We start from the raw sequence: 12200 nt of genomic DNA on the forward strand, positions 1-12200 counted from the left end.
CCGATCGCCATGCTCATGGCGAGTGGTTGGATTCGCGGTCGGGACGGCGAGACCGGGCGCGCCTGTCGCCCTCCGTCAGGAGCAGTCGAACAATATCCTGACAAGGACGATTGTCAGTTGACGATCCTGCACCCTTTATTGTGGAGATCAGCAAGGAATGCCGCGACAAGCCTTATTGTTGGTGGGCCATGCAATTCGCACGGCGGCGCATCCAGACCTGGTGCCGGACATTTCGGTCAAACTGACTGATCTGGATTAAATCTCGGCAAAGTCTGTGGTTTCTCCTTGCTGACCAAGCAACTTTTACGGCCCGCGGACATTTAGTGGGAGGCCCGTTGCGTGGGCGCTCGGCGAGGGATCAATCAGTGGAAATGGCAAGTCGGCGCACCACCCATATCGCGATCATCGGCAATCACCCGCCCCGAATGTGCGGGATCGCCACCTTCACCGCAGATATACGCGCGGCGCTCGTGGACGCTCGCCCCGAACTGGAAGCCGATGTTTACGCGATGGACGAGCCGGGCGGGCTGCACGCCTATCCGTCCGAGGTGGTCTGTCAGATCGGTCAGTCGGATCTCGCCGATTACCGCGCCGCTGCACGCCGCATCAATGAGAGCGGGGCGCAGATCATTCTCGTCCAGCACGAATATGGCATTTTCGGCGGCCCTGCCGGCGCGCATCTCCTGCAGATTCTCGATCGCACCCACAGCCCGGTCGTGGTGACGTTGCACACGGTTCTCGACAATCCCAGCCCCGAACAGCGTCTGGTGATCGAACGGCTTGCACGCCGCGCATCGAAGCTGGTGGTCATGGCCGAAAAGGGCCGCCAATTCCTCGAAGAAGTCCATGGTATCGCACCGGCAAAGATCATGGTTATCCCCCATGGTGTTCCCGATCGCCCGCTCGCCGACATTGACGCGGCCAAGCGCCGCTTCGGCTATGAGGGGCACCGCGTCCTTCTCACCTTTGGATTGCTGTCGCCGAATAAAGGTATCGAAACGATCATCCGGGCATTGCCCACGATCGTCGCCGAGCATCCCAACACGCTTTACGTCGTGTTGGGAGCCACGCACCCCACATTGGTGTCGCGCGACGGAGAGGCTTATCGCGAAAGTCTTGTGGCGCTGGCCGATGAGCTCGGCGTCCTGGACCACATCCGCTTCGTCAATGAATATACCGAGACGGATCGTCTGCTCGACTACCTTGAGGCCGTCGACATCTATGTGACGCCCTATCTTAATGAAGCTCAGATCACGAGCGGCACGCTCTCCTACGCGGTCGCGTTGGGAAAGCCGGTTGTGTCGGCGCCCTTCTGGCACGCCGTCGAGGTCATCACGCCCGCGCGTGGCGCGCTGGTCCCCTTTGGCGACCATGCCGGCTTCTCACGCGAAATCTGCGCCCTGCTGGCCGACGATGACCGTCGCAATGCCGCGCGCAACGACGCCTACGCGCTTGGTCGGACGATGATCTGGCAGCGCCTTGCGGAAGCCTATCTGGCGATCTTCGACGATGTCGTGTCCGATCGCACGGTGCGGCTTCCAGTAGGTGTGCGCGACGTTGCAGCCGTACCGCGTCTCGATGCGGTCGAGCGGCTGAGTGACCATTGCGGTATGATGCAGCATTCGATCTTCTCGGTGCCCGATCGCAACCACGGCTATTGCGTCGATGACAACGCCCGCGCGCTGATCCTCATGCACCGTCTGGGTGACGCGCGAAGCGAACGCAGTGACGCGCTCGCCACCATCTACGCCTCGTTCGTCCAACATGCCTGGAACGGCGCGCGCGGGGCTTTCCGCAATTTCATGAGTTATGATCGGCATTGGCTTGAGGAGGTCGGCTCAGAAGACAGTTTCGGCCGCGCCTTATGGTCAGTGGGCGTCACCGCGCATGAGGCGCAGCGCCAAGATCTCAAGCGCTGGGCGATCCACCTTTTCGATCAGGTGGCACCCCATGCCCTGACATTGCGCAGCATCCGCGCGTGTGGCTTTGCCATTTTGGGGGCCGCCTCACTGTTGCGGGTTTCACCTGGCCATTCCGGCGCAAAGCTGATCGTCGAGAAATTTGGTAAGCGTCTCCATGCCGAGTTGCTGGCTTACCGGCGCGAAGACTGGCGCTGGTTCGAGCCGGTGCTTGGGTACGACAATGCCCGACTGCCCGAAGCCTTGTTGATCGCGGGTGACATTGTGGGCCACGAAGCGATGGTTGACGATGCGCTGGACGCGTTGAGCTGGCTTGATCGTCTTCAGACGTCTGAGAGCGGCTATTATCGCGCGGTCGGCACCGAAAGCTTCGGTCGTCGGTTCGCGCCGCCCCTGCCCTATGATCAGCAGCCACTGGAGGCGTGGGCAAGTATCGACGCCGCGATGACGGCCGCCGCCGTCACGGGCGATCGCCATTGGCATGCCTGCGCCCTGCGCGCCTGGCGTTGGTATCTGGGCGACAATGATCTGGGACAGCCCATGGCCTCGCTGGATGCGGGCATCTGTTTTGACGGGCTGATGAGCGACCGGGCCAATCTCAATACCGGGGCGGAATCGGTACTCGCCTTCCAGCTGGCCTGCTGTTCGATCGCGCGTGTGCAGGCCGCTGGAGCAGTGGAACAATCCGACACCGAAACGGTTGCAGGTTAACGCTGCGCTTTCGGGAGGGCCGGGCAATTCTTGAGGACGTGACACATGCGCCGCTGCGGCTGCAGGCTGACGCATCGCGGGTGGTGGTGCGTCCTTTCCACATCCCTTTCGACCCCGACAATCCGTCCAAGGGCCGCGTGGGCCGGATCATCGAGCAGGTTCTCGCGCTGGATGAACGGGCCGCCGAGCGTGAGCTCGAAGCCGTCCTGCGCGATTTCGAGGCGCGCCATTGGCAAACACGCAGCGTCTTCAACCAGCGTTACGACCAGATCGCACACGCGCTGGCACTAAACGGTGGCATCTCTCCGATCAAACACCAGCTGATCGGCGCCTATTTCTGCCATGAATATAGCTATGCCGCGGCCGCGCTGATGAACCCCAGTATCGTCCGGCATCCCGATCAGTCCGGCCTCTCAAAGGGATCCCAGCGGATCATCATGTCGCTGCGCGCGGTGGGCGAGGGACATATAAGCTCGATCGCTTTTCGAGAGGGCATCTTGTCGCCCGGCAGCCTTTTCGCTCTCGCACCCGAACCGCCCTTCGCCACGGCCGCCATGCTGCGCGGCCACACCCAGCCGGTCGGCGAGATTATCGAGATCCATCGCGACAAGGACTCAACGATCTCCGGCACGCTGATCTTCCCGATCACCTCGGCGCAATCGAATGGCCTTGAGGATCTGCGCCTGCTCGAATTTGACCATGACGACGGCCGCCGCGAGTGGATCGGCACCTATACCGCTTATGATGGCCGCCACATCCGGTCGGAGTTTCTGCGGACCGAGGATTTTCGCAGCTTCCGGATGCAGCCGATCCGTGGATCCGCCGGACGCAACAAGGGGATGGCGTTGTTCCCGCGCAAGATCAGCGGCCAATATATGATGATCGGGCGGCAGGACGGCGAGAACCTGTTCCTCATCAAGTCCGGCGAAATCGACGAGTGGAGCGAGGGCGAACTGCTTCTTGCGCCCAAATATCCCTGGGAACTCGTCCAGATCGGCAATTGCGGTGCGCCGATCGAGCTCGATGAAGGCTGGCTGGTCCTTACCCACGGCGTTGGCGCCATGCGCAAATATTCGATTGGCGCGATCCTGCTCGACAAGGACGACCCGTCCCGGATCATCGGCCGCACCGTCCACCCGCTCCTCACCGCGGCCGACGAGGATCGCGAAGGCTATGTGCCCAACGTGGTCTATACGTGTGGTGCAATCCGTCACGGCGACCTGTTGTTCATGCCTTATGGCGTGGCCGACAGCTCGGTCGCCTTCTGCTTCGTCCCGATCGCATCGTTGCTCAAGGCGATGAGCTGATCTCAGCCGAAACGGCTCTTGGGGATATGCGTGATGCGGCAGGCCAGATCAGCTTCGCCCGACGCTACCACATAGCTATCGCCATGGTCCGCAATGCCCGTCGTGAACACGACGTCCCGCAGATACATCTGATCTTCGATCGGCCTGGTCAGCGCCGGATTGGCTTCGAGTAGTGGCTTATGGTCGGTTCGTACCACCTTGGATGGGTCATCCCGGTCGAGCAGCGACCAGTAAGTCCGATAGATCCCGACAATCTCCTTGGGCTCAACCCCATGCCAGAGGGTCAGCCAGCCATCGCTGGTCAGCACCGGCGGCGTACCGCCACCGATCCGCGCCGTCGCGACCGTGCCCGCATGCGGCCGGATGCCAGGAAGATCGTGCGGCTTCCAGTGCAGCGCGTCGGGCGAGCGGGCGAGGTTGATCGAGGGTCCGGCCCGCCATTCGCTTTCCGGCGGATATGCGAAATAGAGATCACCCAGCGGTCGCGTCTGCGCCCAATATTCGCCGTCAATCGTGCCTTCAAAGATCAGCATGTCCTTGTTCTGATGATCGAGGACAATCCCCTCGAGGGTCCAGTCCAGTGCGTCGGCTGAGCTGTAGAGCGTGGTTGAATGGCGTTCGGGGCTGACGGAGCAGGTGGTCATCAGATAGCGCCCGCCCACCTTCGTGATCCGCGCGTCCTCCACGCCATAGCATTGGTAATCACGCTGCGGCGCGATCGCACGGTCATAGTGGATCGCGATGACCTCCAAGCCGTCTGAGCTCATCTCGACGGGCAGCAGCCAGGACAAGGACGTCAGCGCCATGATCTTCCACCCCCCGCCGCGCAGCATGAACTTGCGCGGATCGGCGGTGTCGGCGAGCTCCAGCGGCCATGCGTCGAGATGATAGCCATCCTGCGCCCAGCGGATCGCGTGGACCTGGCCGTCATATATCGGTTCGCGTAACGCTTCGGCGATGCGGACCATCATCAGCAGATTGCCGTTATCGAGGCGGGTCAGCCCTGGGTTGAATGCGCCAAGGACATAGGTCTCGGCTTCAATCGCCCCGGCGAGAGGCGACCGGGATAAATCGATATCATCGGGAATGAGCACGATCCGGTCGACGGCATATTGGGTGCTCGTGGTCATGATTGGCCTGCCAATTGTAAGAACAGCGATACCAGCGTCGGCCAGTGTGACGCCGCGCCCGCTAAGTTCCAGACGAACATCATAAGTCGACGTTCCAGTGAAGCGCCAATCGCTTTGCAATCGCTCTCGAAGGCGAAAATGCGGGTTCGAGCCCCTTGGGGGGGGCGGGCGACCGCTTATAATCTACGCAAGACGTCCAAGGTGATATCCCGAGCCGCATTCACGAGATGCTCGGCTCCCGACCGCACCATCAACTGGCCGTTGATCGCTTCGACAAACGCCGGATTGGATGCCTGGACCACGTCCAGGGCAGTCGCCAGACGCTCGGCCCCGCAAGCTTCCAGAGCCGCTGCCGCATAATCGCGACCGAGCCGCTCCACGACGGCGGCCAGATCGAACATATCGCGCGGCTGAAAATTCCAGCCGCGATAATAGACCTTCTTCGCGATGATCTCTGCAGGCGTCTCCAGGGCGGTACTCCAGCCGTGGATCATCTGGGCGGCGGCAGGATGTTCGGTGATCGAGGCGCAGCAGATGAAGTCGATCTCGCCCCATTCGGCATAGACGAGCTTGAGTACCCCCGCCCCGTCGCTGTCATAGCCATCGGGTTGACGGTCAAGCACGATCCCCTGTGTATCGGGGTTCAGAAAGGGCAGGATCTGCGGGTCGTCGAGGAACAGGTCGATGTCGTGGCTCTCACGATGATCGATCTGCAGCATGAGCGCGGTGCCGCCCCCGAATGTCCAGTCGGGCGCAAAGCCATTCGCCTGCTCAAAATGCTCGAAGATGCGCATCGCATGGCCGAAGAGCGTGGGCCACTCACTCGCGCGTGATACCGACACCCGTCAGGCAGCCAACGGCAACCGATATCCCGAAAGCTGCGACAAGAGCCCCGCCACCTTCCCCGCCGCGGCGAGGTCGACGCCCATCGCCTTCAGGAACTGCGACTGAACGACGGGGTCGACCTCCGAATAGAAGGCGAACACCGAAGCATTGAAATTGCCCGCAGCCTCGACATCGGCGACCAGCTCGGCAAGTTGATGCGCGGACAGGTCCGCTCCATAAGGAGCGTTGACGGTGGTCAGAACCTGGGTCGCGATATTGCCTGTCATCATGTCCACTGCCCGCATATCCATCGGGATCCGTCAAAAGATATAGCCATTCCGGCCTTAACACACAAGAAACGCGCTCGATCCGGTCGATCGAGGGACCGATAAAGCTCGATCATCGCGATCGATGTGTCGTGAAGCGCGCCGCCACCAGCCGGATCGGCAATCCTGCACGATCGAACTATGTCGCAATGTGGTTGCAGGGGCTGTCCACCGCGATGTCTTGGTCCGAGTTCCGACGGAGGAACTATCGCTATCGGTGGCGCCGGACGTGCCGCTAATCGTGTTGCTTGTTGCGAAACTCACCCCGAACACATCACAAAATGCATTGATGTAAATCAGTTAGCGCCAAGACACCGCAACCCGCGCGCGCTCGATCGGTTGTACGAGGAGATAAAAAGGGATGGGCGTTGGCAGGCCAGCTTTCACGCAGAACGCACGATTTCGAGTGTTTCGATCGGATGTCGGGTGTTTGCTCCAGCGATAAGCTCGCGAGGACCTCATGTGGCCTAGCAGTGAAGCCATTGCGGCGCCCAACAGCATAGGCGGAGGTGAAATAGGTGCAACGAAATGACTTTTGGGTCGGCGCCAGCGAGTTTCTGCGCAATCCGGCGATGGTCGGCTCGGCTTTTCCTGCAAGCACGATGATGGTCGATCGCATGCTCGCCCCGCTCGACTGGTCGAGCATTTCGGTGCTGGTCGAATATGGCCCCGGCACCGGGCGTTTCACGTTCGCCGCGCTCGACCGCATGCGTTGCGATGCCACCTTGCTGGCGATCGATACCGGCGCCGGTTTTGTGGAAAGCCTGCGCGCAAGAAACGACGATCCGCGCCTCATCGTGATCGAAGGTAATGCATGCGACGTCAATCGGCATCTGGCCGACCACGGCCTCGAAAATGCGGACTGCATCCTGACCGGCCTGCCCTTCTCGACTCTGCCGCCCGAGCAAGCCGAAGCGATAATGCGAGAGACCGCGATCGCGCTTCAACCTTCAGGTATGCTTGCCGCCTATCAGATGCGCACCGCGATCCGTCCCCTGATCGAGCGTCATTTCGCGCGTATCGATCAGGATTATGAATGGCTCAATATTCCACCTTGCCACCTCTACTGGGCCGATCGCCCGATCGATCAGCCAATCTCAGCGAGCGGTCTGAAAGTGTGCGTGTGATGCGAGCGATTCCTCGCCAGCAAGCAAGAAGGATACGGCAATATGCCCCGCGGTGACAAATCGAGCTACACCGACAAGCAGAAGCGCAAGGCCGCGCATATCGAGGAGGGATATGAGGATCGCGGTGTCGGCAAGGCCGAAGCCGAGCGGCGCGCCTGGGCCACGGTGAACAAGGAATCCGGCGGCGGCAATAAATCGGCATCGGGTCGGGGCAAGCCGGATACGCATGAGGCAGCGCGCAAGGGTGGTCGGAAAAGCGGTTCGAGCCAGAGCCACGCGTCACGGTCCGCCGCCGCGAAGAAAGGTTGGGAGACCCGCCGCAAAAAGGCCGCTGGCTGAACGACCCGCTACCATGGGTGCGGTGGGACGTTTCGTCCGGCACGAGGAACCTCGCACTGGTCGAGGCAACCCGTTGAACCGACACGGCTTCATCTCGGTCATCCGAGGATTTCGGGCGATCGATCTCGGTTTCGCATGCTATGGATGACTGGATCAACTCGCTGATCGAGACGCTCGGGGCTGCCGGCGTCGCCCTGCTGATGTTCCTCGAGAACATCTTCCCGCCCATTCCGTCCGAGCTGATCATGCCGCTGGCGGGCTATGCCGCAGCCGACGGGCGGACGTCGCTACCGCTCGTCATCGCCGCAGGGGTCGCCGGAACCTGCGCGGGAGCTGGCTGCTGGTATAGTCTGGGGCGATGGCTGGGGGAAGAACGCCTCAAGCAGTGGGCGTATCGCCACGGCCGATGGATCACCTTGTCGCCCGATGACATCGAACGGCTCGATAGCTGGTTCGAGAAACATGGCGGATGGACAATTCCGGTGGGGCATCTCCTGCCCGGCATCCGCACCCTGGTCTCGATCCCCGCTGGTGTTTTTGCCATGCGTCCCTTGCGGTTCGCTGCGCTGACGATCTTGGGTTCCGGGATCTGGACCGGCGCGCTCGCGATGGCGGGCTGGTGGCTCGGCCGGAACTTCTCCTCAGTCGAGCGGTGGCTGGGGCCGGTCAGCACGACCATCATGGCCGCAATCCTGCTGATCTATATTTACCGCGTCATCACCTTCCGGGCGAAGACATCTTCCCGACGGCACTAACCGAAGCATTGGTGCGGCCAATCGTTTGACGATCCCAGAACTCTTTAGAGATCAACGGGTTTTGACGGTCGAGGAGATACGCGATGACCGAGACCGTCGAGATGATCCACGAGGACGCATTGCCGGGCCATGAAAGCAAGCTTGAGCCCAAGCCCGAATGGCAGCCGCGCTATAAGGGTTCGGACCGTCTGGCGGGCAAGGTCGCGATCATCACCGGCGCGGACAGCGGTATTGGTCGTGCCGTCGCGGCGCTCTATGCCCGCGAAGGCGCCGACATCGCGATCAGCTATCTATCCGAAGACGATGATGCCGCCGAGACGAAACGCATCGTCGAAAGCGAGGGTCGCAATGCGATCTTGATCCGCGGCGATATCGGCGAGACGGAAACCGCGAACCGCGTCGTCGCCGAGACCATCGAGGCATTTGGGCGGATCGACATCCTCGTCAACAATGCCGGTGAGCAGCATCCCGACAAAGACATCACCGATATCACCGAGGAACAACTGCGCCGCACATTCCAGACCAACATCTTTGCGATGTTCTTTCTGGTGCAGGCTGCGCGACCGCATCTGAAATCGGGTGCCGCGATCGTCAACTGCACCAGCGTGACCATGTATCAGGGCAGCAAGGAACTGCTCGACTACAGCTCGACAAAAGGCGCGATCACGGCCTTCACCCGGTCGCTCAGTGAGAACCTCATCGGCGAAGGCATCCGCGTCAATGCCGTCGCGCCCGGTCCGATCTGGACCCCGCTCAATCCCTGTGGCGGCGCCAGCCCGGAGAAGCTCGAGCATTTTGGCGAGAGCACCCCCATGGGCCGGCCGGGACAGCCCAATGAGGTCGCACCTGCCTTCCTGTTCCTGGCCTGCGAGGACAGCAGCTACATGTCGGGCCAGGTGCTTCATCCCAACGGCGGAACGATCGTCAACGGGTGATAAGGCGAACCTTCGGCATGGTGCGTGCGCTGCTCGTCCCCGACATCCAGGCATCTTAGCGGTCGCTCCCCCGCCCTCGTCCTCAAGGGACTTTTGCCCACGACCATCGACATCCATCCAAAGCTTTGGATAGTGGACCGGGCCGTCGCGCTGAGGGCCACGCGCCCAAGCGTCGTCGGCCGCGATCTGCTTCAGGATATTGTCGGTGAGGCGCCGGCGACTGTCGCGCTCGTCGGCGCCAGCCGCGTTGGGGCCGGGCCGTCCAGTGTGCGACGCTGAGCAGAGAATTGGACGTTCGACACATAAACCTGAGTGTAGGACAATCCGGTACGACCCCGCTTTAACGGTCGGGTGAGCGAGCAATTATACTTCGTCGTTGAGACTGGCCTGGGGCGGGTATTGGCTGCCATATCGCAATCGGTCCTGCACGAGCTTTCGGACAATCGACAGATGACCGCCCAGCAAGCCCTCGACAGACTTCGACCCCGCCTCAACGACGCCGTATGCGCTAAGGTGCGGCAGAAAGGCCCCGTGCCGCTCGTGCAACTGGAGGCAAGGGATCTGCTGAGCCGTCCGACCTGAGCTGCACCCGCGGACGATCGCCCCCGATCGGACAACACGGTAGTGAGCCGGGGATTTGCTCGAGGAAATTCAGAACCGGAAGGGTTTGGAACCTCTTAAAGCTCCAGCGGTTCAGATTGTCGAGACCGCTATACTGTGCCCCCCCCCCCGCTCAGCGGCTCGCATGATCGGTCCCGCCGGCCTTCCCCCCTCTGCCGGCGGGACTTTCGAACCCCATCCAGGCGCGCGATCCGTCAGCTATTTTCGGCATCAGTGGACGGTCGCGAGCCTGCGACGTCGGGCACTGTAGCAGGACCAGTCATGTCGCTCACCTTCCGGGTGACCTGATAGGCAGCCTGACGTTCCTCAAGTTCGATAACCGGCCAATAATGTGGCGATATCAACCAGCGTGGCGGCAACCGCCGCGGCGACGCCGGACGCTCGACTTTAACGTGTTTCATAGGCCCCTCGATCTGGCCGGCAGAACTCGGCAGCCGCAAAGAAGTTGCGTGTTTGTGAGCCGGTGCAGATCATATTCCTCGACAGGCCGTGGGGGGCCTGCGGCACCGGCTTTCGCCGCTCAGGACAGGGTCATGAGCTGACCGGATCGGCGAGCGTGGTGATCGACCTGTCGCGCAGCGGGCGGGAGAAACAATCAAAGGCGTTACGTCCACCAAGATCATTGGGGTCGGCAACAACCGGCCTGCTCACGCGTCTGACGCCTATGTCGATCGTTTCGGGCCTCCTCCACGCCGCCGCGCTCTCGCTTGAAGGGATTATCGACGGGGTGACCAGGCGGCTTCCGGTTCGCGCCGAGCCAAGAGTACGGATGCTGGCTTATGCCGGGTTCAGGAATGCGCGCGAGCTGAGCGTTTCCGGGCGGATTGTCCGCTTCGCCGAACCGCTCGACCCCGACGAGGGTTTCCTCGCGCGTCTTCGCGCGATGCTCGCTATTTATATCAGTCACGAGCTCGCCGACGTGCCGGTGCGTCTCGACCATTCTGCTGGTCGATACGACACCTTATCCGACGATGAGGGCTATTTCCATTTCTCGATCCCGATCAACGAGGCCCTGCCCGCCGTGACGCGATGGGAGGCGGTGACGCTGACAACGCCGGACCATGTGATGCAGGCGCCGAGCGTAGATGTCCCGGTCCTGGCGCCAGGGACGGACGACCATTGGGGCGTAATCTCGGATATTGACGATACCATCATCGAAACCGGCGCGACCAATTTCTTCAGGAACTGGCGACGTGTGCTCGTCGACCGCCCGCAAGATCGGCTGGCGGTACCGGGGGCCGCTAGCCTGTACGGGCTGATCGCCGGTCAGCATCGGTCACCTACCCGCCCCTTTTTCTACGTGTCGTCGAGCCCCTGGAACTTGTACGGTTTCCTCGCCGACTTCATGATGCGGAACGCGATTCCTCACGGCCCCATGTTCCTGAAGGATATCGGGGTCGACACATCCAAATTCATCACCACCGGACATGTCGCACACAAGCTCGGCGCTATCCGCAAGATCCTAGCGTTCTATCCCGATCATCGCTTCTTGTTGATGGGAGACAATGGACAAAAAGATGTCGAGATTTACGCGCAGGTGGTCCGCGATTATCCTGAGCGTATCGGGGCGGTTCTGATCCGGGATGTTTTCGGAGTATGCGATAAGGGGGCGGTTGCCGAGCAGCTGACCGCTATCAGGAGCATTGGCTTGCCCGTCTACTGCGCGCGAGACTTCGAACAGGCAACGACAATCCTGACGGCTTTAGGCTTCGAGCGGCCTGCCGAGGTGGCACGCGCGGGCGCTGAAGCGGCCTTGTGACCGCAGGGGCGATGGGCCCGCTTTAAGGGACGACGTGTCCCCCTTCTCGCGGGCGCGCACCGCAATTGAGATATGCCGCGCAGGCCGCAGATCGCCGGGTTGATCAGGGCTGAGCCTGGTTCTTGCGCACCGCTTTCGCCTGTTCCTCGAGCCTGTCTGCTGCGAGATCGGCCTGCGCACGGATCTCGTCCGCGCGTTTCTCCAGGGCGTCGGCGGCGGCATCCGCCGCGTCGGCGTTTGCACGCTCGACCTTGTCTTTCGCCTCGCCGAGACGTTCGTTAACGCCCTCTCCGGTGTAGTTGGACCCCGATTGCGCGGCGGCGGCCTGATCGGCCTTTCTCCCGGCCTTTTCGTTGGGCCCATCACAGCTTGCCAGGCCGGCCAGCGCTACCGGGACGAGCATCAATCGACAGATGGGGTTTGTCCGCATCGGAAATCCTTCGAAA

At 61.7% G+C, this 12200-nt stretch carries 12 protein-coding genes; 7 read left to right on the forward strand and 5 right to left on the reverse strand.

Features of this window, described 5'->3' with window-relative positions:
- Positions 1-371 precede the first annotated feature (371 nt).
- Both EOD43_RS19500 and EOD43_RS19505 read left to right on the forward strand, forming a co-directional pair.
- Positions 372-2630, forward strand: a complete 2259-nt coding sequence (locus EOD43_RS19500) for a glycosyltransferase family 4 protein (RefSeq protein WP_127745694.1) — start codon at positions 372-374, stop codon at positions 2628-2630.
- A gap of 38 nt (positions 2631-2668) precedes the next feature.
- Complete coding sequence (locus tag EOD43_RS19505) at positions 2669-3937, forward strand: glycoside hydrolase family 130 protein (protein ID WP_240653375.1); 1269 nt, start codon at positions 2669-2671, stop codon at positions 3935-3937.
- 2 nt (positions 3938-3939) lie between these two features.
- Here EOD43_RS19505 and EOD43_RS19510 read toward each other — a convergent pair whose 3' ends face one another.
- The 4 genes from EOD43_RS19510 to EOD43_RS23800 form a co-directional block, all read right to left on the reverse strand.
- Entirely contained in the window at positions 3940-5067 is a 1128-nt protein-coding gene (locus tag EOD43_RS19510) for a glycoside hydrolase family 130 protein (RefSeq protein ID WP_127745821.1), read from the reverse strand.
- A 176-nt stretch (positions 5068-5243) separates the two neighbouring features.
- On the reverse strand, positions 5244-5861 hold the full coding sequence (locus EOD43_RS19515) for a nucleotidyl transferase AbiEii/AbiGii toxin family protein (RefSeq protein ID WP_127745695.1): 618 nt from the start codon (positions 5859-5861) through the stop codon (positions 5244-5246).
- 51 nt (positions 5862-5912) lie between these two features.
- Positions 5913-6182, reverse strand: a complete 270-nt coding sequence (locus EOD43_RS19520) for a hypothetical protein (RefSeq protein ID WP_127745696.1) — start codon at positions 6180-6182, stop codon at positions 5913-5915.
- A 310-nt stretch (positions 6183-6492) separates the two neighbouring features.
- Positions 6493-6837, reverse strand: a complete 345-nt coding sequence (locus EOD43_RS23800; protein WP_164857298.1) for a hypothetical protein — start codon at positions 6835-6837, stop codon at positions 6493-6495.
- Between the two features lie 31 nt (positions 6838-6868).
- On the opposite strand from EOD43_RS23800, the gene EOD43_RS19525 reads away from it, so the two are divergent.
- The 5 genes from EOD43_RS19525 to EOD43_RS19545 all read left to right on the forward strand — a co-directional run bounded on the left by EOD43_RS19525 (position 6869) and on the right by EOD43_RS19545 (position 11754).
- Complete coding sequence (locus tag EOD43_RS19525) at positions 6869-7345, forward strand: class I SAM-dependent methyltransferase (protein ID WP_240653376.1); 477 nt, start codon at positions 6869-6871, stop codon at positions 7343-7345.
- 42 nt (positions 7346-7387) lie between these two features.
- Entirely contained in the window at positions 7388-7684 is a 297-nt protein-coding gene (locus EOD43_RS19530) for a plasmid stabilization protein (RefSeq protein ID WP_127745698.1), read from the forward strand.
- 140 nt (positions 7685-7824) lie between these two features.
- The gene (locus EOD43_RS19535; protein WP_127745699.1) at positions 7825-8439 is read left to right on the forward strand and encodes a DedA family protein; all 615 of its coding nucleotides are present in this window, start codon (positions 7825-7827) and stop codon (positions 8437-8439) included.
- Positions 8440-8522: 83 nt separating this feature from the next.
- Positions 8523-9374, forward strand: a complete 852-nt coding sequence (locus EOD43_RS19540; RefSeq protein ID WP_127745700.1) for an SDR family oxidoreductase — start codon at positions 8523-8525, stop codon at positions 9372-9374.
- Positions 9375-10458: 1084 nt separating this feature from the next.
- Entirely contained in the window at positions 10459-11754 is a 1296-nt protein-coding gene (locus tag EOD43_RS19545) for an App1 family protein (RefSeq protein ID WP_127745701.1), read from the forward strand.
- A 103-nt stretch (positions 11755-11857) separates the two neighbouring features.
- Here EOD43_RS19545 and EOD43_RS19550 read toward each other — a convergent pair whose 3' ends face one another.
- A complete protein-coding gene (locus EOD43_RS19550) occupies positions 11858-12184 on the reverse strand; it encodes a hypothetical protein (RefSeq protein ID WP_127745702.1) in 327 nt (108 codons plus the stop codon).
- Positions 12185-12200 lie beyond the last annotated feature (16 nt).

Source organism: Sphingomonas crocodyli (genome assembly GCF_004005865.1).
In the GTDB taxonomy this organism is placed as follows: domain Bacteria; phylum Pseudomonadota; class Alphaproteobacteria; order Sphingomonadales; family Sphingomonadaceae; genus Rhizorhabdus; species Rhizorhabdus crocodyli.

What these genes read in the sequence shown, in the direction of transcription:
- EOD43_RS19530 (WP_127745698.1), top strand. Translation starts at nt 7,388, where the DNA reads ATGCCCCGCGGTGACAAATCGAGCTACACCGACAAGCAGAAGCGCAAG.
- EOD43_RS19550 (WP_127745702.1), bottom strand. Translation starts at nt 12,184, where the DNA reads ATGCGGACAAACCCCATCTGTCGATTGATGCTCGTCCCGGTAGCGCTG.
- EOD43_RS19535 (WP_127745699.1), top strand. Translation starts at nt 7,825, where the DNA reads ATGGATGACTGGATCAACTCGCTGATCGAGACGCTCGGGGCTGCCGGC.
- EOD43_RS19515 (WP_127745695.1), bottom strand. Translation starts at nt 5,861, where the DNA reads ATGCGCATCTTCGAGCATTTTGAGCAGGCGAATGGCTTTGCGCCCGAC.
- EOD43_RS23800 (WP_164857298.1), bottom strand. Translation starts at nt 6,837, where the DNA reads ATGCGATCGACCATCATCGTGCTTGCAGGAAAAGCCGAGCCGACCATC.
- EOD43_RS19540 (WP_127745700.1), top strand. Translation starts at nt 8,523, where the DNA reads ATGACCGAGACCGTCGAGATGATCCACGAGGACGCATTGCCGGGCCAT.
- EOD43_RS19520 (WP_127745696.1), bottom strand. Translation starts at nt 6,182, where the DNA reads ATGATGACAGGCAATATCGCGACCCAGGTTCTGACCACCGTCAACGCT.
- EOD43_RS19500 (WP_127745694.1), top strand. Translation starts at nt 372, where the DNA reads ATGGCAAGTCGGCGCACCACCCATATCGCGATCATCGGCAATCACCCG.
- EOD43_RS19510 (WP_127745821.1), bottom strand. Translation starts at nt 5,067, where the DNA reads ATGACCACGAGCACCCAATATGCCGTCGACCGGATCGTGCTCATTCCC.